The following is a 23,453-nucleotide window of genomic DNA, read 5'->3' as shown; positions in this document are numbered from 1 at the left end:
CTTGGACGGGTGGGGTGGGTGAGGTGGTTGCTGCTCGGTGGCGGATCAGCGCCGGGCGGAGGTGTCGAACACCTCGTCGCGGGTCGCGGTGAGCGCGGTCTCCAGAGCGCCGCGCAGAACGGGATGCTCGCGTACGTCGCCGACGACGAGCCGGGGCCGGGAGGCGGCGAGCTCGTCGAGCTCGGCCTGCACCAGGTCGCGCAGCGCGTCGCCGCCCGCGAGGGTCAAGGCGCCGCTGAGCACGACGAGTTCGGGATCGAGGACGGAGACGATGGAGGCGAGACCGGTGGCGAGGCGGGTGGCGTAGGTGCGCAGGAGGGCGAGGTACGGGCTGCCGGCGTCACCGCCGGGCGGGGCGGCGGGGGCGCCGGAGACATCGGGGGCATCGGGGGCGCCGGAGCCTTCCGCCGCGGCGTCGGCGACTTCGGTCGCGGCGCGCCGTAGCAGCTCGCCGGCGGTCTCGACGTACGAACGTCCGCGTGGGACGGGCCGGATGCCGAGGTCACGGGCGAGCTCGGGCACGACCTGAGCCCCGGCGAGCTCCTGGTACCCGCCCGCGCCCGCGCGGGTGACATGCCGCGCGAGCGGCGCGCCGGGCACCGGCAGGAACCCGACCTCACCGGCGCCGCCGCGCCAGCCGCGGTGCAGCCGCCCGCCGATGACGAGGGCGGCACCGAGGCCGCCCTCGTTCCACAGCAGCACGAAGTCGTCGTGCTCGCGGGCGGCACCGAGCCGCTGCTCGGCGATGGCGGCGAGGTTGACGTCGTTCTCGTACGCGACGGGGAAGGGCAGCGCGGCCGCGAGTTCCTCCAGCAGCCCCGGCGCGTGCCAGCCGGGAAGGTGCGAGGCGTAACGCAGCCGCCCGGTGCGGGGGTCGAAGGCGCCGGGCGTGCCGACGGCGAGCCGGTGCACGTCGGCGCGGGTGAGCCCGGCGGCCTTCAGCGCCCCGTCGAGCGCGTCACCGACCTGCTTGACCACGGGCACGTTGCTGCCGCGCGGCGGAGCGGGAAGGCGGTACTCGCCGACGACCCGGCCGGTGACGTCGGCGACGGCGGCCCGGATGCGCTCGGGCGTGACGTCGAGCCCGGCGGCGTGGGCGGAGGTCGGGTTGAGCGCGTAGAGCTGCGCGCTCGGCCCCGGCCTGCCACTGCTGGTCCCGGTGACCTCGACGAGCCCGGCGGCCTCCAGACGGGCGAGCAGCTGGGACGCGGTGGGCTTGGACAGTCCGGTGAGGTGCCCGATACGGGTGCGCGAGAGCGGGCCGTGGGCGAGGAGGAGGTCGAGCGCGGCCCGGTCGTTCATGCTGCGCAGCACGCTCGGGGTGCCGGGGGTACCGCTGCTGCCGCTGCCTGCGGTGGGGGGCATGGGGCGCGCCTCCGTGTGACTGCCTTGACTGTTAGGAAGGTTTCCTATCGGTGCAGTGAAGGTAAGGGCACGGCTGGTGGGCGTCAAGAGTCCTGCGGGGGGCGTTTCCCGCCCGTGCCCGCCTCGCTTCCTCGAACCGGCGCCCATCCGCCCCGCTCGCCGGGGCGGGGCCCGTCCGGGGTCAGGCCCCGCGGCTGCCTGGCGACCCGCCCGGTACGGCGGCCGAAGTCCGGGTCGTCGGACGGCCCGTGCGGCATGTGAGCTCCCGCCCCCGACCCGCGCCGGCCCCCGGCCGAGCCGGCCCCTGGCCGGGGGTCGGGCCTTGCCGTTCGGCGTAGGGCCGTCCGTCGAGGGGAGGGGGACAGGGGAGGGGGCGATCGGAGATCTCCCGCTGCGAAGGCGGCGGGGCCCTGTCCGCGCCCCCTTCGTGCGCCGCCTGGCCCCGCTCTCGGTGCCGGGCCGGGCCGTCAGTCTCACACCACCGCGCGACGAGACCGCTCGACGGAAACGGCCGCGCCACTGGCCCGGCGCCCGTCGCCGGTCTCCTGCGAGCCGCGTCGAGCGGGTCACGCCGACGCGGGCGGCCCCAGGACGCGAAAACCCGGATCGACGGTCAGGCTGAGATGCCTTCGATCCGGGCCAGGGCCTCGTCCGCGCCGAACGGCTGCAAGTAGGGCAGCCAGCGCGGGTCCCTATGCCCGGTGCCGATGATGCGCCAGGCGAGGCCGGTGGGCGGGGCCGGCTTGTGGCGCAGGCGCCAGCCGATCTCGACCAGGTGGCGGTCGGCCTTCACGTGGTTGCAGCGACGGCAGGACGCCACCACGTTGTCCCAGACGTGCAGGCCGCCGCGACTGCGCGGGATGACGTGGTCGATGCTGGTGGCGGCGCTGCCGCAGTACATGCAGCGGCCCCCGTCGCGGGCGAACAGTGCCCGCCTGGTGAGCGGGACGGGGCCGCGATAGGGAACCCGGACGAACCGCTTGAGCCGGACCACGCTGGGGGCGGGCACGGTGCGGGTGGCGCTGTGCAGGAAGGAGCCGGACTCCTCCAGGCAGACTGCCTTGTTCTCGAGCACGAGTACCAGCGCGCGGCGGAGCGGTACGACGCCGAGCGGCTCGTACGACGCGTTGAGGACCAGGACATGCGGCACGGATGCCTCCTTGTACGCCGGCGGCGCGTGGCTCGCGCCGGGACGATCTCGTAGTCAGTGTCCCCTCATGCCTGGTGAAAGCGCCACCATGTGCAGGTAACGGGCTCGGAGTGTTTTCGACCACACCCGGCGTCCGTGCCCTTCGCCCGCCGCTCACCGGGCCCGCTCGGGGCATGACGACGATCCACACACGATGCCCCGTTAGTGTGGTCGGTCCGCAAGTGAGCGTGCCTGGAGGTACCCGTCGTGACCGTGACCGTTCTGCCCTTGGCCACCGGAGCGGACGACGCGCAGGAGCAGGCGGGGCAGGCCGCCGGCTGGATAGAGGACAACTGGTCCACCTGGCTCACCACCGGATTGCAGGTCCTGCTCGTCGTCGCGATCGCCGTCGTGCTGCGCGCCCTCGTACGCCGGGCCATAACCAAGCTCGTCGACCGCATGAGCCGTACCGGTCGGCGGGGCTTCGACGTCACACCGCTGGGCGGTCTTCTGGTCAATGCGGAGCGGCGGCGGCAGCGGTCGCAGGCCATCGGGTCGGTGCTGCGGTCGGTCGCGTCGTTCGTGATCCTCGGCACCGCCGCGCTCATGGTCCTCGGCACGTTCAAGATCGACCTCGCGCCGCTGCTCGCCTCCGCCGGGGTCGCGGGTGTGGCCGTCGGGTTCGGTGCGCGCAACCTCGTCGCCGACTTCCTGTCCGGCGTCTTTATGATCATCGAGGATCAGTACGGGGTCGGGGACGTCATCGACGTGGGCTCCGCCAGTGGTGAGGTCGTCGAGGTCGGCCTCCGCGTCACCAAGCTGCGCGGTGACGAGGGACGGATCTGGTACGTCCGCAACGGCGAGATCAAGCGGGTCGGCAACATGTCCCAGGGCTGGGCCACCGCCGGGGTCGACGTCACCGTCCCCGCCGACGCCGACCTCGACACGGTGCGGGCGACGCTCACCGAGGTCGGTGAGGGCCTCGGCGCGGACCAGGCGTGGAGCGAGGTGCTGTGGGGGCCGGTCGAGGTGCTCGGCCTGGACAGCGTGCAGCTCGACTCGATGGTGGTCCGGGTCGCCGCCAGGACCATGCCCGGCAAGGCGGCGGGCGTCGAGCGCGAGCTGCGCTGGCGGATCAAGCGGGCCCTCGACGCCGTCGGCATCCGTGTCGTGGGCGGCCCCGCGACGCAGGCGGAGGAGGACGGCGACCCGACGGCCGGGATGGCCGCGCCGTCCGCCTACGCCTCGACCGTCTCGCCGCAGTCGATCGCGGCGAGCCCCATTCCGTCGGCGAACCTGTCGAAGTAGCCCCGTCGCAGCCCCGTCGCGGCCCCCGTCGTAGCTCTGGTCGCAGCCCCTGCTTGTGGTCCGGCTCAGGCTGTCCGCAGCAGCTCCGGGCGCAGTGAGCGGCCGAGCAGGGGCAGTGCCGTCGCCGTCGACAGGAGGCACGCCGCGTACACGGCCAGCGGTACGAGCAGCGGCTGCGCCCAGGGCACGGGCTGGTGAACGAGCGTCGCGTACGCCGCGTGGACCGCCGTAGGGGCAAGTATGTATCACGTGTATGTACTGAGTACGTAGCGCGTGAGAGTGAAGGGGGTGCGCGGCGGATGCGGCGGGGCAGGAGGAGATGGCGCGGAGAGGGAGCGGGGGAGCCCCCGCGTCACCAGGAGTTCTTGCGGTTTGACCGGCCCACTGGCCGATTTCCTTTCGTCATGGACAATGTGACCAGCAACACGTTGTGTGGCTGAACAGGTCTGCCTTCGCTTCCATTGGGTATGGGACCCCACTCACGAGCACGACCTCGAAGACTCTGACCAAGGAGGCCCCTGTGGCCGCACCGGCAAACCTTCTGCTCTCGGCTCTTCCTAAACAGGCGGACACGACCACCACCAGCGCCGACACCACCACCGTCTCCTGCGAGCCCCCGCTGACCAGCGAGCCGCCCTTCGCGGACTACGCGCCGCTGACCTCCGAGCCGCCCCTCACGGACGAGACCCCCCTGACTTCCGAGCCCACCCCGAGCGGCATGGCCGCCTGGTGAGCCGATGAGCCTGGCCCGGCTCGCCGCGCTGTACGGCGTGGCGACCTCCTGGTCCCCGGCGCCGGGCCGCACCGTCGACAGCCCCGACGCCGCCGTCACGGCCGCGCTCGGCGCGCTGGGTGTCGACGCGACGACGCCCGAGGCGGTCCGCGACGCCCTGGAGGCCCGTGAGGCGGAGCTGGCCGGACGCCTGCTCGCCCCGACCGTGGTGTGGTGGCTGGACGGCACGCCCCCCGCCTGGCTCGACCACCTCCCGCCCGGCACGCGGCTGCGCGCCGGTGACTGGGAGTGGACGGTGCCGGGCGGCACCGAGACGGCGCCGCAGGCGCGTACGGGCACGCGGGCGGGGGCGGATGGGCGGGCGCATGCGGCCCCGCAGACGCGGACGGCCCTCCAGCCGCGCACGGCCCCCCAGGCGCGGCGGGTGTCCGCGTCCCCGCCGGCGCCTCCGCCCGGCGTGCACGAGCTGACCGCCGAGCCGCCCGGCGGCCCCGCGAGGACCGTGCACCTGGTTGCCGCCCCGCCCCGGGCCCCGCTCCCGAAGGGCCGTGCGCACGGGCTGCTGGTGCAGCTCTACTCACTCCTGTCCGCCCGTTCCTGGGGCATGGGCGACCTCGGCGACCTGGCCGACCTCGCCTCCTGGTCCGCGCGCACGCACGGCACCGGATTCCTCCAGGTCAACCCGTTGCAGGCGGGGATGCCCGGCACGGACGACGCGCCCGCCGACCCCTCCCCGTACCGCCCGTCGTCGCGCCGCTTCGCCGACCCGGTCCACCTTCGGATCGAGGACATCCCCGAATACGCGTACGTACGCGACGCGACACCCCGCGGGTCCGAAGCGGCCCGCCTCCGCGCGGCCGTCGTCGACGAGGGCGAGCCGATCGACCGGGACGCCGTGTGGGCGCTGAAGCGGGAGGCGCTCGAAGCGGTGCACGCCGTGCCGCTCACCCCGGGCCGCCGCGCCGCCTACTGCGACTACCTCGCCGAACACGGCGCCGCCCTGGAGGACCACGCCACCTGGTACGCCCTCGCCGAGCGGCACGGTCCCGATCCGCGCGCCTGGCCCGCCGCGCTGCGCGACCCCCGCTCGCCCGAGACGGCCCGCGCCCGGCAGGAGCTGATGGACCGGGTCGACTTCCACTGCCGCCTCGCCTGGCTCACCGACACCCAGCTCACCGCCGCCCAGCGCGCCGCCGTCGACGCGGGCATGGCGATCGGCCTCGTCCACGACCTGCCGGTGGGCGTGCACCCGGACGGCGCCGACGCGTGGGCGGGCCGCGACACCTTCGCCCAGGGGATGCGGGTGGGCGCGCCCCCGGACGCGTTCAACGCGCGCGGCCAGGACTGGAGCCTGCCCCCGTGGCGCCCCGACCGGCTCGCGGAGACCGGCTACGCGCCGTTTCGCGCGCTGCTGCGCCATCTGATGCGGCACGCGGGCGCGGTCCGGATCGACCACGTGATGGGCCTGTTCCGGCTGTGGTGGATCGCGGAGGGACGGCCGCCGACCGAGGGCTGCTACGTCCACTACGACGCCGAGGCGATGCTCGCCGTCCTCGTCCTTGAGGCGTCGCGCTCGGGGACGTACGTCATCGGCGAGGACCTCGGCACCGTGGCGCCCGGCGTGCGCGAGACGCTGAGCGAGCGCGGGGTGCTCGGCACGTCGGTGCTGTGGTTCGAGCGGGACTGGCAGGGCGGCGGGACGCCCGTACCCGCCGAGCGCTGGCGCACCGGCTGCCTCGCCACCGCCACCACCCACGACCTGCCGTCGACGGCGGCCCGGCTCACCGGCGAGGACGTACGGCTGCGTGAGCGGCTCGGCCTGGCCACGGCGGGCGCGGACGAGGCGGCGGCGGAGGTCGCGGACTGGCTCGGCCTGTTCGCGCGACTCGGTCTGCTGGACGGCGGGTCGCATGACGAGGAGGAGCGGGTGCGCGCCGTCCACCGGTTCCTGCTGCGCACCCCGGCGCTGATGGTGGGTGTGTGGCTGCCGGACCTGGTGGGCGACCGCCGCCCGCAGAACCTGCCGGGGACCTGCGACGAGTACCCGAACTGGCGGCTGCCCGTCGCCGGTCCCACGGGCCGCACGGTCACCCTGGAGGAGCTGGCCACCTCGCCGCGCGCGCACGCCCTGCTCGACGTGTTCCGGGCGTTGCCGAGCGCCGCGGCGCCTCTTACAGGCCCCCCGGGCGCGCGGCGCGTTTAGGCGTTCGCTACGTTGGCATCGTGGACAAGAAGAACGCCCTGCGCGCCGGCGCCCTGGCTTCCGGTACGACGCTGATGATGCTGCTCATGTCGTCCCCCGCGCTCGCGCTCACGCGCGACGACGGCGACGACCCGGGTCCGGGCCTGAGTGTCGCCCAGACGCTCGGCCTCTACGTGGCGATCCCGCTCGCGCTGTTCGCGGTGATCTCCGGCCTCGTCATCCTCACCGACAAGTCCCGCAAGCAGCAGAAGCAGGGCTGAGCGTCACCGCTCGCTCTTGATCCGCTCCTGGTCGCTCCCGTGAGGGCGCCTTCCGTCCGGAAGGCGCCCTCACGGCGTCTTGGCGGTCAGATACCGCTGCACCGTCGGCCCGAGCCAGTCGACGATCTGCTCGTGGCTGAGGTTCACCGTCGACGGGAAGCGCAGCACGTACCGGCTCAGGGCGAGACCGAGGACCTGTGACGCGCACAGCGCCGCCCGCACCGGTGCCTCCTCGGGGACCGGGCAGATCCGCCGGGCGACCGGCGCCAGCTGCTCGCGCAGCACTTGGTGCATGCGCTCGGCGGCGGCCGGGTTGGTGGTGCCGACCCGCAGCAGGGCCGTCAGCACCTCGTTCTCCTCCCACATGCGCAGGAAGTGGCCCACCAGGCGGCGGCCGATCTCGTCGCGCGGGAAGGCCGTCGGGTCCGGAAGCTGCAGATCCAGCGTGACCGCGGCCGCGAAGAGGCCCTCCTTGTTCGTGAAGTAGCGCATCACCATCGACGGGTCGATCCGCGCGTCGCGTGCGATGGCCCGGATCGTGGCCCGCTCGTACCCGTCCGTCGCGAAGCGCTCGCGCGCCGCGGCGAGGATCGTGGCCCGGGTGGCGTCGGACCGGCGCGCCCCCTGCCGCTCCCTCTCGTGCTTCTCGCTCATGCCAACAAGCGTAGGCCAACACCTGTTGACAGTCCAGCGGTGGCGGTTCTAAATTGCCAACATGTGTTGTCCAACACCCGTTGTCCAACACCCGTTGTCCAACACCCGTTGACCAACACCCGTTGGCCAGCAGGCGTCGACCAGCGGGCGTTGGCAACGGGAGCAGGCAGAGCAGGCACGGTCGTAGGAGGCCCTCATGAACGGCACCACGAACAACAGCACCGGAAATGCCACCGCACCCCGCCCCGTCGTCGTCGTGGGCTCCGGCCCCACGGGCCTGCTGCTCGCCGGTGACCTCGCCGCGGCCGGGGTCCCCGTCACGCTCGTCGAGCGCCGCGCCCACAAGATCAGCAACCTCTCCCGCGCCTTCGTCGTCCACGCCCGCACCCTGGAGCAGCTCGACGCGCGCGGACTGGCCGACGCCGTCGAACGGCAGGGCACCCGGCTGGACCGGCTCCGCCTCTTCCATCACCTCACCGTCGACCTGACCGGTCTGCCCTCGCGCTTCAACCACCTCCTCGTCGTCCCGCAGTACGAGGTCGAGAAGGTGCTCGAACGGCGCGCCGTCGACGCCGGGGTGACCTTCGCGTACGAGACCGAGGTGACGGGCCTGACGCAGGACGCGGCCGGGGTCACGCTCGCCACCCGCACGGCGGACGGGGAGAGCGGCGAGCTGCGGGCCGCGTACGTCGTCGGCACCGACGGCATGCGCAGCTCCGTGCGCGAGGCGCTCGGCCTGCCCTTCCCCGGCAAGTCCGTGATCCGCTCGGTCGTCCTGGCCGACGTGAAGCTCGCCCAGGAGCCGGAGAATCTGCTGACCGTCAACGCGGTCGGCGACGCCTTCGCCTTCATCGCGCCCTTCGGTGACGGCTACTACCGGGTCATCGGCTGGATCCGCTCGCACGACGTGCCCGACGACGCGCCGCTCGGCCTCGACGAGATCAAGGAGGTCGCCCGGCTCGCCCTCGGCCACGACTACGGCATGCACGACCCGCGCTGGATGTCCCGCTTCCACAGCGACGAGCGCCAGGCGCCCCACTACCGTGTGGGCCGCGTGCTGCTCGCCGGAGACGCGGCGCACGTGCACACCCCGGCCGGCGGCCAGGGCATGAACACCGGCCTCCAGGACGCCGCCAACCTCGGCTGGAAGCTCGCGGCGGTGGCGGGCGGCCGTGCGGGGCAGGAGCTGCTCGACACGTACGAGGCCGAACGCCACCCCGTCGGCAAGGAGGTGCTGCGCAGCAGCGGCGGCATCGTACGGATGGCGATGGCCAACTCCCCGTGGACGCTGGCCGCACGGGCCACGCTCACCGCGGTCCTCAACCGTGTGCGGCCCGCACGCGACTGGGTCGTCGGCGGCATCACCGGCATCGGCGTCGCCTACGCCGCGCCCAAGGGCGCCCACAGGCTCGTCGGCAAGCGTGTCCCCGACGTCAGCCTGCAAGACGGCAGCCGCCTCTACGAGGCCCTGCGCGAGGGCAAGTTCGTCCTCGTCCTTCCCCAAGGGGTGGACGCCGAGCGAGAGTTCGGCAAGGACGCCGTCGCCGTGGCGCGCTGGGCGAGCGGCCGCCGCACGTCCCTGCTCGTCCGCCCCGACGGATACGCGGCCTGGGCGTCCGAGGCGGGCGGCGCCGCGGACCTGCCCGCCGAGTTCGCGGGGTACGCGTTGCGGTGACGGCACCTCGACCGTGAACGGCCCCCGGCGGGGCTCCACTCGGGCACTCCTGCCGCCCGGGGTTACTCGCCGGGGGCCGTCGTCGCGAGCAGCGTGCGCAGCAGCCCGGCCAGCTGTTCGGCCTGGGCCCCGTCGAGCGCCTGTTCCAAGGCTGACTTCTGCACGCCGAGGCCGGCCACCACGGCCTCGTCGACGAGCGCGAGCCCCTCGTCGGTGAGGGTCACCCGGAGCCCGCGCCGGTCGTGCGGGTCGGGGGAGCGGCGGATCATGCCGCGCCGCTCCAGCTTGTCGAGCCGCCCCGTCATCCCGCCCGTCGTCAGCATCAGCGTCGCCGAGAGCTGCCGCGGCGAGAGCCTGTACGGCTCGCCCGACCTGCGCAGTGTCGCCAGCACGTCGAACTCGCCGCGTGAGATGCCCAGGCGCGCGTACGTCGTCTCGATCCGGTCGCCCATCGAGCGGGCCAGGCGGTAGATGCGGCCGTAGATCTCCATGGGGGTGGTCTCCAGGTCCGGGCGGACCTCGTGCCACTGCCCGACGATCTCGTCCACGGCGTCCCTCTCACTGGTCATGAGCCGAGTATCGGAGCCGACTCGGTCGCGGTCAAGAAAGTTGCTTGACGGAAAGTAGCTTAGCGGTAAGCTACTCGCCATTGAGCTAATTGGAGGTTCCGGTGAAGAGCACAGCCCGCATACCCGGCGAGCGGTCCATGACGTTCGCGGCCGCCGTGAACGGTGTCGGCAACGGCATGTACGTCCCGTTCACGCTGGTCTTCTTCCACTACGTCACCGGGCTCTCGTTCCCGGCCGTCGGCGCCGTCCTGACGGTGACCGGCCTCGCCGGGATGGGCGTGCTGCCGCTCGCCGGGGCGGCGGTGGACCGGTTCGGCGCGCGCCCGGTCCAGTACGTCCTGTACGCGGTCCGCGCCGCGGGCTTCCTGCTCTACCCGGCCGCCCACTCGCTGCCCGCCTTCGCCGCGGTCGCCTTCGTGACGGCCGCCGCCGACCGGGCCTTCCCCGCCGCGCAGTCCGCGCTCATCGGCGAGGTGGCGCGCGGTGCCGACCGTGACCGGCTCCAGGCGGCACTGCGCGCGCTGACCAACGGCGGCAGCGGGGCGGGCGCGCTCCTCGCGACACTGGTCATCGGCGTCGCGGGCACCGGTGCCTACACGTACGCCGCGTGGGGGAACGCGGCGACGTTCGTCGTGGCCGCGCTGATGCTGCGCCCGCTGCGTCCGGTGCGCGAGCCGGAGGCCGGGGGTGGCGCCCCCGGTGACCGAGGCGCCCGCGGTGACCGCAAGGAGAGGGCGGGGTACCGGCTGGTCGCCGCGGACCGCCCGTTCCTGACCCTCACCGGCGCCAACTTCCTCAACGCCCTGTCCTACTCCGCCCTTTCCGTGCTCTTCCCGCTCTTCATCGTGGAGTGGCTGCACGGGCCCGCCGCGCTCACCGGCGCCGCGTTCACCGTCAACACGATCCTGTGCGCGGTCGCCGGGATGTTCGTCGCGGGCCGGGTGCGCGGGGCGGGCGCACGCCGGACCCGGGCGGCCGCGCTCGGCGCGCTCCTCTTCGCGGTGTCGTTCGCGGGCCTCGCGCTGCTCGGTACGGTCCGGCCCGGCGGCGCGTGGGTGGTCGGCGCGGCGCTGATGGTCCTGGTCGTCGTCTACACGCTCGGCGAACTCGTCCACAGTCCCTCCGCCGGGGTGCTGGCGATCGCCGCGGCGCCGGAGCGGGCGCGCGGCCGATACATGGCGGCGTACCAGCTGTCCTGGTCCCTTGCGAAGGCCGTCTCGCCGTCGCTGTTCACGGGGCTGCTCGCCGTCGACGGCCGGGCGCCGTGGCTGTTCCTGGTCGCGACGTCGGCGGTGGCGGCGGCGCTGCTGGTCAGGGTCGAGCGGCGGCTTCCGGCGGAGTCGGTGGTCGTGGCGCGAAGCGCGGCGGGGACCGCGCGAGAGACCGTTCGGACAAGCTGAACATCAACGTCGAAAACTTTCGATGGACGTGATGATTCGGGTGTGGTGAAGGTAGGAGGCATCCCACCGGCCGAGAGCAGGAGACGACACCCGATGGCAGTCCTGGACCGTAAGCGCTCGCACCCGCGCACCCGCCCCCGCAGCCCCGGCGTGCGGAACGCCGGTGGACGCGGGGCGGGGCTCGCGCTCGCCGCGCTCGCCACCGTCGTGTGGTCCGGGAGCTTCGTCACCGCACGGGGGCTGCACGAGAGCGTGCCGCCCGTGCAGCACGCGTTCTGGCGGTGGATCGTGGCGCTCGTCGCGCTGGCGCCGTTCGGCGCGCGGGCCGCGTGGCGCGGGCGGGCCCTGCTGCGGCAGCACATCCGCTTCGTGGCGCTCGCCGCGTTCCTCGGTGTCGCCGTCTACAACACGCTGGTCAACCAGGCGGGCCTGACCACGTCCGCCGGGAACATGGGCATGATCATGGCCGCCTCGCCGGTGGTCATGGCGGTGTACGAGCGCCTCGGCGGAGCCAGGCTCGGGGCGCGCCGCGTCGCCGGAACGCTGCTGGCCTGTACGGGAGTCGTCCTGCTCGTCGGCAAGGGCTCGCTCACCCCGGGCCTCTCGCCCGGCGACCTGTGGGTGGTGGCCGGTGCCGTCTGCTTCGGCTCGTACAGCGCACTGCTGCGCCGCAGACCGCGGGAGCTCCAGGGAGCGGCGTTCCTGTTCGCGACCTTCGTGCTCGGTGCGGCGATGCTGGCGCCCGCGTACGCGGCGAGCGTGGCCGTGCAGGGCGGCTTCGAGGTGCGGCCCGGTACGGTCGGCCCTCTCCTCTACGTGGGCGTCTTCTCGTCGGCGATCGCCTTCTTCGCCTGGAACAAGGCGATCGCGCTGGTCGGGGCCGCGCGGGCCGGAGTCGTCTACTACCTCCAGCCGGTGTGCGTGGCGCTGCTCTCGTACGGCGTGCTCGGCGAGTCGATGGGCTGGACGCGGCTCGTGTGCATGGCCTTGATCCTCGGCGGAGTCGTCCTCGCCTCGACCACCGGACGCCGGTAGCGTCCCTCAGGGGCGCGGGGCCGCCGTCGTGATCTCCATCAGCGGCAGCGTCCGCCCCGGCACCGACCCCGACGGCACCGCGCCGACGTGCCGCCCGCCCACCGCCTCGTAGAACGGTACGGCGTTCGGGTCCGCCGCCCATCGCACATGGGCGAAGCCCAGGGCCCGCGCCGTGTCCCGTACGTGGTCGAACAGCAGCCGCCCCACGCCGTGCCCCATCGCGTCCGGGTCGACGAACATCAGACCCAACTCGCCTTCCGGCGGCGGCCCTTCGAGGGTCGCCAGGCCGACCAGCCGCCCGTCCGCCGCCTCGGCGACGACCGTGCGGCGGCGGGCCACGTCGGACGGGCGCAGCGTCAGCTCGTCGGCGCATGCCGCCATGAACGCCGCGTCGTAGCCCCAGTGCGCCTTGGAGCGCAGCGCGAGATCGGTCAGGGCGGCGGCTTCGTCCGGGCGGGCGGCCCGCACGCGTACGGCCCGCTCCCGGCTCCGGCCCGGCTGCCGGTCGTGCTCCTGCCCCGAGACCTGCCCCCGGCCCTGCTCCTGCTCCTGCTCCATGAGTCAAGCCTAGGTGGCGTTACGTTGTGCCGTATGAGCGAGCGAGTGCCGGGGCCCGACCGGTGGGACGTGAAGAAGCTGCTGATCCTGCGCACCCTGCGCGACCGCGGCACCGTCACCGCCACCGCGCGGGCCCTCCTCATGACGCCGTCGGCGGTCTCGCAGCAGCTCACCAACCTGGCCAAGCAGTTGGGTGTGCCCCTCCTGGAGGCGCACGGGCGCCGGGTCCGGCTCACCGACGCGGCCCACCTGGTGCTGCGCCACGCCGAGGCGGTCTTCGCTCAACTGGAGCGTGCGGACGCCGAGTTGGCGACCTACCTGCAGGGCGAGGCCGGGCAGGTGCGGGTCGCCGCGTTCTCCACCGCCGTACCCGCGCTCGTGGTTCCGGCCGTGCGGGCCCTGCGCACCGCGCACCCCGGGGTCGCCGTACGGGTGCGGGAGGCGGAGGCCGGTGAGGCGTACGAGCTGCTCGCGGCCGGGGACGTCGACCTCGCCCTGTCCCTCGCCGCGCACGCGCCGACGGCCCGCGACCCGAAGTTCACACGGGTGCCGTTGCTGGCCGACCCGCTCGACGTCGCCCTCCCGGTCGGCCATCAGCTGGCCGACGAGCCGGGCCTGCGCCTGGCCGACCTCGCCGCCGAGCCGTGGATCTTCGGCGGGTCGGGGCCCTGGTCCGAGATCACCATCGCCGCGTGCGAGGCGGCCGGGTTCATGCCCGAGCAGGCGCACAGCGCCGCGGGGTGGACGGCGATCCTGGCCATGGTCGAGGCGGGCATGGGGGTCGCCCTCGTGCCGCGGATGGCGGCGGCCCGGCGGGACGGGGTCGTGATGTGTCCGCTGGGTGCGGACCGGCCCGTACGGCATGTGGTGGCGGCCGTGCGGAAGGGGGCGGAGAGCGGGGGAGCGGTGCGCAGGGTCCTGGACGCGCTGACCTCACAGCGCGGCTGAAGCCGCAACCTTTCGCGAAAACTGAAAAGGCGTGTCGAAAACTTTCGATGGACCTGGCGGCTCGCGGTCTTCGACAGTGGAGCCATGACGACGACTCCCGCGAACGACACGCCCGCCCAGGACACGCCCGCCCACGACCCGCACGCCAACGACGCGGCCCCGTACGTGAGCGGCGATCCGTACGCCGACTACCGCGCCTTCGGCGACGCGACCGCCTTCGCCGAGCTCGTCGACCTGGCCGACCGGCGCCTGGGCGCCGCGGTCGTCGCCGCCAACGACGAGTTCTTCGCCGAGCGCGAGAACCTCCTCGTCCGCGAGCCCGCCGTCTTCGACCCCGAGCGCTTCGGCCACAAGGGCAAGGTGATGGACGGCTGGGAGACCCGGCGCCGCAGGGGCAGGCGGGACTCGCCGTTCCCCGCGCCCGAGGACCACGACTGGGCGATCGTGCGGCTCGGCGCGCCCGGCGTCATCCGGGGCGTGATCGTCGACACGGCCCACTTCCGCGGCAACTACCCGCAGCGCGTGAGCCTCCAGGCGACATCCGTACCCGGCACGCCGAGCCCGCGGGAGCTGCTCGCGGACGACGTGAAGTGGGAGGAGATCGTCCCGCGTGCCCAGGTGCGCGGCCACGCGTCGAACGCCTTCACCGTCACCTCCGAACGCCGCTACACCCACGTCCGCCTCTGCCAGCACCCCGACGGCGGCATCGCCCGCCTGCGCGTGCACGGCGAGGTGGTCCCCGACCCCGAGTGGCTCGACCTGCTCGGCACGTTCGACCTCGTCTGCGTACTCCACGGGGGTGTGTACGAGGACGCGTCGGACAAGTTCTACTCGTCGCCCACGCAGATCATCCTGCCCGGCACCTCCCGCAAGATGGACGACGGCTGGGAGAACCGGCGCCGCCGCGTCCACGGCACCAACGACTGGGTGCGGTTCCGGCTCGTCGCGCGGGCGGCGATACGGGCGGTGGAGATCGACACGGCGTACCTCAAGGGGAATTCGGCCGGGTGGATCGCGCTGAACGGCCGCGACGGGGAGAACGGCGACTGGTTCGAGATCATCCCGCGCACCCGGTTGCAGCCCGACACCCTCCACCGCTTCCCGCTGCCGTCCGAGGCGGTCGCCACACATGTCCGCCTCGACGCGTTCCCCGACGGGGGCGTGGCCCGGCTGCGGTTGCACGGCAGCCTGACCGACGCGGGGCGGGCGGCACTGAAGGCGCGGTTCGGCCGGGGGTGAGCCGGGGTGTTCGGCCGGGTGAGGGTGGGCTGTGGCTGGTCGCGCTCCGAGGCGGGGCCGCTGATCGACACAGCCCCGCGCCCCCGAAGGCATGCGGCTTCGCCGTGCCTTCTCCGGAGGGATGCCGCACGCAGTGCGTGCATCTCAGGGGCGCGGGGAACCGCGCGACCAGCCCAGCCGGGCCGGCAGCCGCCATGCGACACCGGCCCGGCAGACGGGAACGCGCTACGCGGGCGCGGAACCGCTACGCGGGCGCGGAACCGCTACGCGTCAGCGGCCTGCGCCCGCAGCGCCCGCTCCACGCCCGAGCGGGACTCGGAGACCAGCCTGCGCAGGGCCGCGTTCGGCTCCGCGGAGGCGAGCCAGCGGTCCGTCGCCGCCAGCGTGTCGGGCGTGACCTGCACCGACGGGTAGAGGCCGATCGCGATCTGCTGGGCCATCTCGTGCGAGCGGGACTCCCAGGCGCCCTTGAGCGCCTCGAAGTACTTGTCCGTGTACGGGGCGAGCAGCTCGCGCTGGTCGGGCTGGACGAAGCCCGCGATCACCGCTTCCTGCACCGCGTTGGGCAGCTTGTCGGACTCGACGACCGAAGCCCACGCACGGGCCTTCGCCTCCGCCGTCGGACGCGCCGCGCGGGCCGTCGCCGCGTGCCGCTCGCCCGCGGCCGTCGTGTCCCGCTCGTACTCGGCGGCGATCTCCTCCTCGTCGTAGCGGCCGACCGCCGCGAGGCGCTCCACGAACGCCCAGCGCAGCTCCGTGTCGACGGCGAGGCCCTCGATCGTCTGCGTGCCCTCCAGCAGGTCGACCAGCAGGTCGAGTTGCTGCGGCGTACGGGCCGTCTCCGCGAACGCCCGCGCCCAGGCCAGCTGGTGGTCGCTGCCCGCCTCGGCGGTGCGCAGGTGGGTGAGAGCAGCCTCGGTCCAGCGGGCCAGGAGCGCGTCGCGGTGGGCCGGTGCCGCGTACAGGTCCACGGCCAGCTTCACCTGACGGTGCAGCGACTGGACGACGCCGATGTCGCTCTCCTTGCCGATCCCGGAAAGGACCAGGTCCAGGTAGGAGCTGGCCGACAGCTCCGCGTCCCGCGTCATGTCCCACGCCGACGCCCAGCACAGGGCGCGCGGCAGCGACGACTCGAAGTCGCCGAGATGCTCCGTGACGGTGGCCAGGGACTTCTCGTCGAGGCGGACCTTGGCGTACGACAGGTCGTCGTCGTTGAGCAGGATCACGGCCGGGCGGTGCTTGCCGACCAGCTGCGGTACGTCCGTGGAGCCGGTGGCGGCGACGTCGAGCTCGACACGCTCGCCGCGCAGCAGCTTGCCGCTGCCCTCGTCGAGGTCGTACAGGCCGATCGCGATGCGGTGCGGCCGCAGGACCGCCTCGCCCTTCGCGCCCTCGGGCAGCGCGGGCGCCTCCTGCCGTACGGCGAACGACGTGATGACGCCGTGCTCGTCGGTCTCGATCTCGGGGCGCAGGACGTTGATCCCCGCCGTCTCCAGCCACGCCTTCGACCACGCCTTCAGATCGCGCCCGCTGGTCTCCTCGAGCGCGCTCAGCAGGTCGCTCAGCCGCGTGTTGCCGAACGCGTGCCGCTTGAAGTACGCCTGCACACCCTGGAAGAACTCGTCCATGCCGACATAGGCGACGAGCTGCTTGAGCACCGAGGCGCCCTTCGCGTACGTGATGCCGTCGAAGTTGACGAGCACGTCGTCCAGGTCACGGATGTCCGCCATGATCGGGTGCGTGGAGGGCAGCTGGTCCTGCCGGTAGGCCCACGTCTTCATCTGGTTCGCGAACGTCGTCCACGAGTGCGGCCAGCGCGAGTCCGGCGCGTACGCCTGACAGGCGGCCTCCGCGTACGTGGCGAACGACTCGTTCAGCCACAGGTCGTTCCACCACTCCATGGTGACCAGGTCGCCGAACCACATGTGGGCCAGCTCGTGCAGGATCGTCGCGGCCCGCATCTCGTACGCGGCGTCGGTCACCTTCGACCGGAACACGTACTGGTCGCGGAGGGTCACCGCGCCCGCGTTCTCCATGGCACCCGCGTTGAACTCCGGCACGAACAGCTGGTCGTACTTGGCGAACGGGTACGCGTAGTCGAACTTCTCCTGGAACCAGTCGAAGCCCTGCCGGGTCACCTCGAAGATCGCGTCCGAGTCGAGGAACTCGGCGAGCGAGGGCCGGCAGTAGATGCCCAGCGGCACCGACTGGCCCGTCTCCGGGTTCTCGTACGACGAGTGCACCGAGTGGTACGGGCCGGCGATGAGCGCCGTGATGTACGTGGACATGCGCGGCGTCGGCTCGAAGACCCATACGTCGTGCTCGGGCCCTGACGGCTCCGGGGTCGGCGAGTTCGACACGACGGTCCAGCCCGTCGGCGCTTTCACGGTGAACTGGAAGGTCGCCTTCAGGTCCGGCTGCTCGAACGAGGCGAAGACGCGGCGCGCGTCCGGCACCTCGAACTGCGTGTAGAGATATGCCTGCTGGTCGACCGGGTCGACGAACCGGTGCAGGCCCTCACCGGTGTTCGTGTACGCGCAGTCGGCGACGACCCTCAGCTCGTTGGGCCCCGCCTCCAGCCGGTCGAGCGCGATGCGCGAGTCCCGGAAGACGGCGGCGACGTCCAGCGCCTCACCGTTGAGCACCACCTCGTGGACGGCGTCGGCGATCAGGTCGATGAACGTCCCGGCTCCCGCCTCGGCGCTGTCGAAGCGGACCGTGGTCGCCGACCGGAAGGTGCCGCCCTCCTGCGCTCCGGAGAGGTCGAGATCGATCTCGTACGAGTCAACGGTGAGCAGCTTCGCCCGCTGCTGCGCCTCTTCACGGGTCAGATTGGTGCCAGGCACGCGGTCATCTCCTAGTGCGGTGGTCGGTGCTGTCAGTACTGGTACTGCCGGTGCGCTTGTGGCGCTGCCGGTCATCCTTCCACGCGCCTGACGCGAAGGCGATGTCCGTTTTCCGCCGGTGAACACACACGCGCCGCGCCAGCCTGGCACCCATGACCGCCTACACCGCACGGCCGATCGACGCCACCGCCCTCAAGGAACTGCGCACCACCGACGACGCGGGCCGCCCGTGCGCCCCGTACACCGCGACCGGCACCGACGCGGGCTCCCCGCTGCGCTGTTGCCTTCGCCCCGTCGAGCCGGGTGAGCGGATCGCCCTCGTCACCTACGCGCCGCTGCGCCGCTGGGCCGCCGCGACGGGCGCGACGCCGGGCGCGTACGACGAACAGGGCCCCGTCTTCATCCACCCCGGCGACTGCGGCGGCCCGGCACCGGACCGCGACATCGGTGTCTATCCGTTCGCCCGCCCCGGCGCGCGGCGCACGGTCCGCCGCTACGACGCCCGCGGCCACATCGTCGGCGGCGCCCTTCTGGAGCTCCCGGAGGACACCACCGCCGCCTTCGACACGGCCCTGGACGCGGCGTTCGCCGACCCGGCCGTGGAACTCGTGCACGTCAGGGCGCTGGAGTACGGGTGCCTGCTCTTCGAGGTGCGGCGGCCCGAGCGGGGGTGACCCGGCGGACGCCGCCGACGCGAACGCCCCGCCCCGGACATCCCGGGGCGGGGCGCTGACGGCGGCTACGGTCAGGCCGTGCGCAGTTCCTCGGCCACCAGCTCGGCGATCTGCACCGCGTTCAGCGCGGCGCCCTTGCGCAGGTTGTCGTTGGAGACGAACAGCGCCAGGCCGTTCTCGACCGTCTCGTCGCCGCGGATGCGGCCCACGTACGAGTCGTCCCTGCCCGCCGCGCCGAGCGGCGTCGGCACGTCGGTGACCGTGACGCCCTCGGCGCCGGAGAGGATCTGCGTGGCGCGCTCGGGGCTGAGCGGACGCGCGAACCGGGCGTTGATCTGCAGCGAGTGACCGGTGAAGACGGGCACCCGCACGCACGTGCCGGAGACCTTGAGCTCCGGGATCTCCAGGATCTTGCGGGACTCGTTGCGGAGCTTCTGCTCCTCGTCGGTCTCGTTCAGGCCGTCGTCGACGACCGAGCCTGCCATCGGCAGCACGTTGTACGCGATCGGGGCGACGTACTTGACCGGCTCGGGGAACGCCGCGGCCGAGCCGTCGTGGGTGAGCTTGGGGGCGTCCGCGCCGACCTTCTCGACCTGCGTGTACAGCTCCTCGACACCGGCGAGCCCGGAGCCGGAGACGGCCTGGTAGGTGGCGACGACCAGCGCTTCGAGGCCCGCCTCGGCGTGCAGCGGCTTCAGGACCGGCATGGCGGCCATCGTCGTGCAGTTCGGGTTGGCGATGATGCCCTTGGGGCGGTCGGCGATGGCGTGCGGGTTGACCTCGGAGACCACCAGCGGCACCTCGGGGTCGCGGCGCCAGGCCGACGAGTTGTCGATCACGACGGCGCCCTGCGAGGCCACCTTCTCGGCCAGCGCCTTCGACGTGGCGCCGCCCGCCGAGAACAGCACGATGTCCAGGCCCGTGTAGTCGGCCGTCGAGGCGTCCTCCACCGTGACGCCGTCCAGGACCGTACCGGCGCTGCGGGCCGAGGCGAACAGGCGCAGCTCGTCGACGGGGAACTCACGCTCGGCGAGGATCTTGCGCATGACCGTGCCGACCTGACCGGTGGCTCCGACGATTCCGACCTTCACAGGGGTTCCTCCGTACGTGCGTGCTGCTGGGGTGCTGCGGTGCTGCGGCCGTGAGGCGGCCTGGCGGGTGACTCCATGATGCGTCTGTCCAGGTCGGCCTTGTCCAATCCATTGTCCGCGCCTCGGACAGCGTGGGAAAAACCACATGCGGGCGGGCGCACCACCACTGGGGGCGCGCCCGCCCGCGTGACTCGGCTCACCGAGGAGTACCGAGCGGCACCACGGGGTGCCGGGGGGTGACGGCGGGGGCTACCGCGTGACCTTCGCGATCTTCACGCTGCCGACGCCCGCGACCACACCGCGCTCGTTGAGCAGTCGCACCTGCCCGAAGAACTCCCGGCCCTCCGGCGCCGCGCCCGCCGCCGTGACCTCGGCGGTGATCTTCGTGGACGCGCCGTCGGGCAGCTTCACCGGCGCCGCGCCGTCGACCTTCACCGTGCCGAGGGTCGGCGAGAAGAACACGTCGGTGTAGTCGTACTCGGTCGAGCCGGACGGCACCGAGTAGCCGGCCACCTCGATCCGGTACGTGCCGGCGGCCGGCTTCGCGATGCTCACCGACTCCTCCGAGTCGCCGTCCGCCGACTGGCCGACGACCTTGCCGTCGGCGTCGTAGACCGTCAGGTCGAGGTCGGCGGAGCGGTCCGAGACGTTGCCGATCGCCACGTCGAGCTTCTCGGCGCCCTCGGGCACCTCGACCGTGGTGGTCCGCGTGTCGCCCTGCCCGATGGTGGGCCGCGCCGTCTTCGACGAGCCGAGCGCGCCGCCCCGCACCGTGCCGCCGTCGATCGCCGCGAAGTGGTTGGTGACGTTCCACTCCGCGGCGGCCGGGGTGCCCGCCTTCGCCTCGGGCACGGTCAGCGTCGCCGGGTCGAAGGCCGCGCCGAGCACGGTCACGTCCAGCGTGTACGGGTTGTCGAGCAGCGGCGACGTACGCCGCGCCTCCACCTCGACCTCCCAGACCCCGGCCTGCGGATCTGTGTACGAGCGCAGGTCCGGGCGGCAGGTGTTGGCCGGGTTGTAGTGCGGGTAGCAGTTCGGCGTCGACGTCGGGTCGACCGGCACGCCGTACGGGTGCACGGTGATGAACCGGGTCTGGCTCTCATCCTTGAGCCCGCTCATCCGTACCTGCAGCGACTTGGCGCCCTTCGGCACGCTCACGAAGTACGAGACGGTGCTGTTGCGCTGCACCGACCCCCGCTCGCGGACCGTGTAAGCGGGCCCGGCGAGGGGCTCGGCCACGACGACGGTCGCCATGACCTGCTGGTCGACGCCCCGGGTGCGCGGGTCGTCCACGCGCAGGATCGCGCTGTGCAGCCCGGCCGTCCGCGCCCTGGCCCGCACCTTCACGGTGACCGGCTCGTCCAGCGGCAGCCACACGTGCCGGGGCCCGGCCACGGAGAACGTACGGCCCTCGTTGTTCGCCAGCGAGAGGCGGTGCAGGACGGGGCGGTCGGGCCCGGACGTGCGCGTGATCGTCACGTCGTACGTCTTGCGCTGTCCGACCTTGAGGCCGCCCTCACGGTCGTAGATGCCCGTGCCGAAGCCCGGCGTCCTGAGCGCGTCGTCGATCGCGGTGTCGACCGGGGCCTTCACCGTGTACGTGTGGGCGCTCGCGCCGTGCCGGTGCCTGAGCAGCTTCCAGGCGCGCACGATGTCGATGAGGCCGGAGCCCTCCTCGTACGCCTGCACGCCCTTGATGTGCCGGGCCGTCGAGGTGAGGGCGGTGCGCAGCGTGGCCGGGGTCACGTCGACGCCCGCCCGCTTCGCCGCCGAGAGCAGCAGCGCGCTCGCGCCCGTGGCCTGCGGCGACGCCATCGAGGTGCCCTGGAGCATCGAGTAGCCGGCGGGCAGGCCGTAGCCGGCCTCGGGGACCGGGTTGCCGGGCAGCCACGTCTGGGTGGTGTTGATCGCGGCGCCGGGCGCGGAGAGCGTCGGCGTGAAGCCGCCGTCCTCGCGTGGGCCGCGCGACGAGAACGGCATCATGGCATACCGCTCGCTCACGCCGGAGCCGTAGTTCGCCGCCCATGTCTGCTTGGAGACGGTCGCGCCGACCGAGATCACCTTGTCGGCGAGGCCGGGGTCGCCGATCGTGTTGGCGCCGGGCCCGGAGTTGCCCGCCGAGATGACCAGCTGCACGCCGTAGTCGTCGATGAGGCGCGTGTACAGCTCGGCGCGGGCGTTGTTGCCGTCGTTGAGGGCGGGCAGTCCGCCGATCGACATGTTGACGATGTCGACGCCGCGCTTGGTGACCAGGTCGATCATGCCCTCGGTCAGCGCGACGTTGGTGCAGCCGCCGCTCCAGGTGCAGGCGCGCGAGGAGACCAGCTTGGCGCCGGGCGCGGCACCGTTCATGTGCTTGTTTCCGAACAGGCCGTTGGCGGCGGTGATGCCCGCGACGTGCGTGCCGTGCTCGGACTCGATGACGCCGATGTTGACGAAGTCGGCCTTCTTGCCGACCCAGTCGCCGCCGTACGGGTCCATCGGGACGTCCTTGCGGATCTCCACGACGAACGGCACCCGCTCGACGACGTCGGTCCTCGGGTCGTCCTTGCCGAAGTACCCGACCTGGTAACCGTCCTTGTACGGCTTCATCGGGGTGTCGTCGGTGAAGTCGCCGTTGTCGTCGAGGTCGACGGTGACCGTCCCGGCCTTCGCGTCGTACAGCACGCCCCACGTGTCGGTGGTGTCGCCGTCGCGGTTCAGGTCGCCCTTCTCGTCACCGCCCGTGGTGGCCGACTCGGCGAAGGTGCTGATCCCGTACGAGCCGGAGGGCGCCTGCCAGGTGCGGCCGTGGTAGGTGAACGTGGGCCCGGTCACCTGGGTGACCATCGGCCGCCATGTCCTGTCGCCGTCGACGATCGGGTCGGTCGCGGTGACCCAGTCGACGATCTTGCGCTCGCCGGTGGTGGTCCGCTGGAGCGCCGGGTGGCCGAGGTCGATGCCCGAGTCGAGGATGCCGATGGTGACGCCGCGGCCGTCCGCCTTCGGGTGGTGCTTGACGAAGTCGACCGCGCCGGTCTCGAAGGACGGGTTGTACGGGTTCTTGGCGGGGGTGTCCTCGCCGGGGCCGCTGTACGTGCGGGTGGCCGTGGACTGCGCGCGGGTGGCGGCGCCGCGGGCGCTGTCCGCGCCCGGCGTCGGATCGTCGAGCGGTATCTCCCGGCGCAGATCGATGGCGTGCACCGAGCCGAGCTTCTCGGCCGCGGCGATCGCGGCGTCCGCGCTGCCGGTGGGCACGGTCGCCCGGACGTAGCCGAGCTTGTCGTCGCGGCGGCCCACGGAGCCGCCCTTGACGCCGTCCAGCTTGTGGGCGACCTGTTCGGTACGGCCGGGCGCGGTGGCGACCATCATGGTCACGTTCTTCTTGCCGTCGGCCTTGGCGTCGGCAAGCAACTGGGCGTCCTGCGCGCCGAGTTTGTCGCTCGCACGGCTCTTGGCGGGGGTGCCGGTGGTGCCGGTGGTGCTGTCGGGGCCCGCCGCCGCGAAGGCCGCGGGAAGCGGCCCGGCGGCGGCGACGGCGGCGGACAGCACCGCCGCGGCCGCGAGCCGGGCCGTGCGTCTCGCGCCGGATATGCGGGTCACAGGGCCGCGCTGAGAATCTCGGAACATCAGCATCCTCGTGTGGGGTTCGGAATTCGGTGCCGGATGATCGCTCAGCTTTACTTAAATGACCATCTTTTGTGGAGTGTTGACCGAGGCGGGATGGAGTCATGGCGTACACCCGCCATACGTCACCGGTGCCGAACCGCACCAATCCCGGGCGAAC

The 23,453-nt window shown here is 72.9% G+C and carries 19 protein-coding genes; 10 read left to right on the top strand and 9 right to left on the bottom strand.

The genetic code is table 11. The features are described 5' to 3' along the window. Positions 1-45: 45 nt before the first annotated feature. Both OFY01_RS05205 and OFY01_RS05200 read right to left on the bottom strand, forming a co-directional pair. Positions 46-1,365: an ROK family transcriptional regulator gene (locus OFY01_RS05205; RefSeq protein ID WP_266596736.1), complete on the bottom strand. Its 1,320-nt coding sequence runs from the start codon at positions 1,363-1,365 to the stop codon at positions 46-48. A 613-nt stretch (positions 1,366-1,978) separates the two neighbouring features. Beyond that, complete coding sequence (locus tag OFY01_RS05200; protein ID WP_266596735.1) at positions 1,979-2,515, bottom strand: HNH endonuclease; 537 nt, start codon at positions 2,513-2,515, stop codon at positions 1,979-1,981. Positions 2,516-2,761: 246 nt separating this feature from the next. Here OFY01_RS05200 and OFY01_RS05195 point away from each other — a divergent pair, with 246 nt between their 5' ends. Further along, positions 2,762-3,802: a mechanosensitive ion channel family protein gene (locus OFY01_RS05195; protein ID WP_323135477.1), complete on the top strand. Its 1,041-nt coding sequence runs from the start codon at positions 2,762-2,764 to the stop codon at positions 3,800-3,802. A 65-nt stretch (positions 3,803-3,867) separates the two neighbouring features. On the opposite strand, the gene OFY01_RS05190 is transcribed toward OFY01_RS05195, so the two are convergent. Beyond that, positions 3,868-3,990: a hypothetical protein gene (locus tag OFY01_RS05190; RefSeq protein ID WP_266596734.1), complete on the bottom strand. Its 123-nt coding sequence runs from the start codon at positions 3,988-3,990 to the stop codon at positions 3,868-3,870. 332 nt (positions 3,991-4,322) lie between these two features. Between OFY01_RS05190 and OFY01_RS05185 the strand changes: the two genes are divergently transcribed. The 3 genes from OFY01_RS05185 to OFY01_RS05175 are packed head-to-tail and all read left to right on the top strand — an operon-like array spanning position 4,323 to position 6,998. Continuing rightward, a complete protein-coding gene (locus OFY01_RS05185; protein WP_266596733.1) occupies positions 4,323-4,535 on the top strand; it encodes a hypothetical protein in 213 nt (70 codons plus the stop codon). 4 nt (positions 4,536-4,539) lie between these two features. Further along, the gene (malQ, locus tag OFY01_RS05180; protein WP_266596731.1) at positions 4,540-6,738 is read left to right on the top strand and encodes a 4-alpha-glucanotransferase; all 2,199 of its coding nucleotides are present in this window, start codon (positions 4,540-4,542) and stop codon (positions 6,736-6,738) included. A 20-nt stretch (positions 6,739-6,758) separates the two neighbouring features. Further along, a complete protein-coding gene (locus OFY01_RS05175) occupies positions 6,759-6,998 on the top strand; it encodes a hypothetical protein (RefSeq protein WP_266596730.1) in 240 nt (79 codons plus the stop codon). Between the two features lie 69 nt (positions 6,999-7,067). On the opposite strand, the gene OFY01_RS05170 is transcribed toward OFY01_RS05175, so the two are convergent. Beyond that, positions 7,068-7,652 carry a TetR/AcrR family transcriptional regulator gene (locus OFY01_RS05170; protein WP_266596728.1) on the bottom strand — a complete coding sequence of 195 codons (585 nt, stop codon included), beginning with the start codon at positions 7,650-7,652 and terminating at the stop codon, positions 7,068-7,070. A gap of 196 nt (positions 7,653-7,848) precedes the next feature. Here OFY01_RS05170 and OFY01_RS05165 point away from each other — a divergent pair, with 196 nt between their 5' ends. Then, positions 7,849-9,327, top strand: coding sequence for an FAD-dependent monooxygenase (locus OFY01_RS05165; protein ID WP_266596726.1), 1,479 nt, complete (start codon positions 7,849-7,851; stop codon positions 9,325-9,327). Between the two features lie 62 nt (positions 9,328-9,389). On the opposite strand, the gene OFY01_RS05160 is transcribed toward OFY01_RS05165, so the two are convergent. Then, the gene (locus tag OFY01_RS05160; protein ID WP_266596724.1) at positions 9,390-9,896 is read right to left on the bottom strand and encodes a MarR family winged helix-turn-helix transcriptional regulator; all 507 of its coding nucleotides are present in this window, start codon (positions 9,894-9,896) and stop codon (positions 9,390-9,392) included. A gap of 101 nt (positions 9,897-9,997) precedes the next feature. Between OFY01_RS05160 and OFY01_RS05155 the strand changes: the two genes are divergently transcribed. Continuing rightward, positions 9,998-11,296, top strand: a complete 1,299-nt coding sequence (locus OFY01_RS05155) for an MFS transporter (RefSeq protein WP_266596722.1) — start codon at positions 9,998-10,000, stop codon at positions 11,294-11,296. Positions 11,297-11,389: 93 nt separating this feature from the next. Next, positions 11,390-12,331, top strand: a complete 942-nt coding sequence (locus tag OFY01_RS05150) for a DMT family transporter (protein WP_266596720.1) — start codon at positions 11,390-11,392, stop codon at positions 12,329-12,331. Positions 12,332-12,337: 6 nt separating this feature from the next. On the opposite strand, the gene OFY01_RS05145 is transcribed toward OFY01_RS05150, so the two are convergent. After that, on the bottom strand, positions 12,338-12,889 hold the full coding sequence (locus OFY01_RS05145) for a GNAT family N-acetyltransferase (protein ID WP_266596718.1): 552 nt from the start codon (positions 12,887-12,889) through the stop codon (positions 12,338-12,340). A gap of 33 nt (positions 12,890-12,922) precedes the next feature. Between OFY01_RS05145 and OFY01_RS05140 the strand changes: the two genes are divergently transcribed. After that, entirely contained in the window at positions 12,923-13,837 is a 915-nt protein-coding gene (locus tag OFY01_RS05140) for a LysR family transcriptional regulator (protein WP_266596716.1), read from the top strand. Positions 13,838-13,921: 84 nt separating this feature from the next. After that, the gene (gene alc, locus OFY01_RS05135; RefSeq protein ID WP_266596714.1) at positions 13,922-15,076 is read left to right on the top strand and encodes an allantoicase; all 1,155 of its coding nucleotides are present in this window, start codon (positions 13,922-13,924) and stop codon (positions 15,074-15,076) included. Between the two features lie 263 nt (positions 15,077-15,339). Here alc and pepN read toward each other — a convergent pair whose 3' ends face one another. Further along, on the bottom strand, positions 15,340-17,922 hold the full coding sequence (pepN, locus tag OFY01_RS05130) for an aminopeptidase N (protein ID WP_266596712.1): 2,583 nt from the start codon (positions 17,920-17,922) through the stop codon (positions 15,340-15,342). Positions 17,923-18,074: 152 nt separating this feature from the next. Here pepN and OFY01_RS05125 point away from each other — a divergent pair, with 152 nt between their 5' ends. Then, entirely contained in the window at positions 18,075-18,596 is a 522-nt protein-coding gene (locus OFY01_RS05125) for a DUF1203 domain-containing protein (protein WP_266596710.1), read from the top strand. Positions 18,597-18,667: 71 nt separating this feature from the next. Here OFY01_RS05125 and OFY01_RS05120 read toward each other — a convergent pair whose 3' ends face one another. Next, complete coding sequence (locus tag OFY01_RS05120; RefSeq protein WP_266596708.1) at positions 18,668-19,687, bottom strand: aspartate-semialdehyde dehydrogenase; 1,020 nt, start codon at positions 19,685-19,687, stop codon at positions 18,668-18,670. A 249-nt stretch (positions 19,688-19,936) separates the two neighbouring features. Beyond that, a complete protein-coding gene (locus OFY01_RS05115) occupies positions 19,937-23,296 on the bottom strand; it encodes a S8 family serine peptidase (protein ID WP_266596706.1) in 3,360 nt (1,119 codons plus the stop codon). Positions 23,297-23,453 lie beyond the last annotated feature (157 nt).

The organism is Streptomyces beihaiensis, assembly GCF_026274175.1.
Classification (GTDB): domain Bacteria; phylum Actinomycetota; class Actinomycetes; order Streptomycetales; family Streptomycetaceae; genus Streptomyces; species Streptomyces beihaiensis.
Note: the sequence above shows the minus strand (reverse complement) of the source record. Positions and strands in the feature narration are given on the sequence as shown.

What these genes read in the sequence shown, in the direction of transcription:
- OFY01_RS05205 (WP_266596736.1), bottom strand. Translation starts at nt 1,365, where the DNA reads ATGCCCCCCACCGCAGGCAGCGGCAGCAGCGGTACCCCCGGCACCCCG.
- malQ (WP_266596731.1), top strand. Translation starts at nt 4,540, where the DNA reads ATGAGCCTGGCCCGGCTCGCCGCGCTGTACGGCGTGGCGACCTCCTGG.
- OFY01_RS05170 (WP_266596728.1), bottom strand. Translation starts at nt 7,652, where the DNA reads ATGAGCGAGAAGCACGAGAGGGAGCGGCAGGGGGCGCGCCGGTCCGAC.
- OFY01_RS05165 (WP_266596726.1), top strand. Translation starts at nt 7,849, where the DNA reads ATGAACGGCACCACGAACAACAGCACCGGAAATGCCACCGCACCCCGC.
- OFY01_RS05160 (WP_266596724.1), bottom strand. Translation starts at nt 9,896, where the DNA reads ATGACCAGTGAGAGGGACGCCGTGGACGAGATCGTCGGGCAGTGGCAC.
- OFY01_RS05150 (WP_266596720.1), top strand. Translation starts at nt 11,390, where the DNA reads ATGGCAGTCCTGGACCGTAAGCGCTCGCACCCGCGCACCCGCCCCCGC.
- OFY01_RS05145 (WP_266596718.1), bottom strand. Translation starts at nt 12,889, where the DNA reads ATGGAGCAGGAGCAGGAGCAGGGCCGGGGGCAGGTCTCGGGGCAGGAG.
- OFY01_RS05140 (WP_266596716.1), top strand. Translation starts at nt 12,923, where the DNA reads ATGAGCGAGCGAGTGCCGGGGCCCGACCGGTGGGACGTGAAGAAGCTG.
- alc (WP_266596714.1), top strand. Translation starts at nt 13,922, where the DNA reads ATGACGACGACTCCCGCGAACGACACGCCCGCCCAGGACACGCCCGCC.
- OFY01_RS05125 (WP_266596710.1), top strand. Translation starts at nt 18,075, where the DNA reads ATGACCGCCTACACCGCACGGCCGATCGACGCCACCGCCCTCAAGGAA.
- OFY01_RS05115 (WP_266596706.1), bottom strand. Translation starts at nt 23,296, where the DNA reads ATGTTCCGAGATTCTCAGCGCGGCCCTGTGACCCGCATATCCGGCGCG.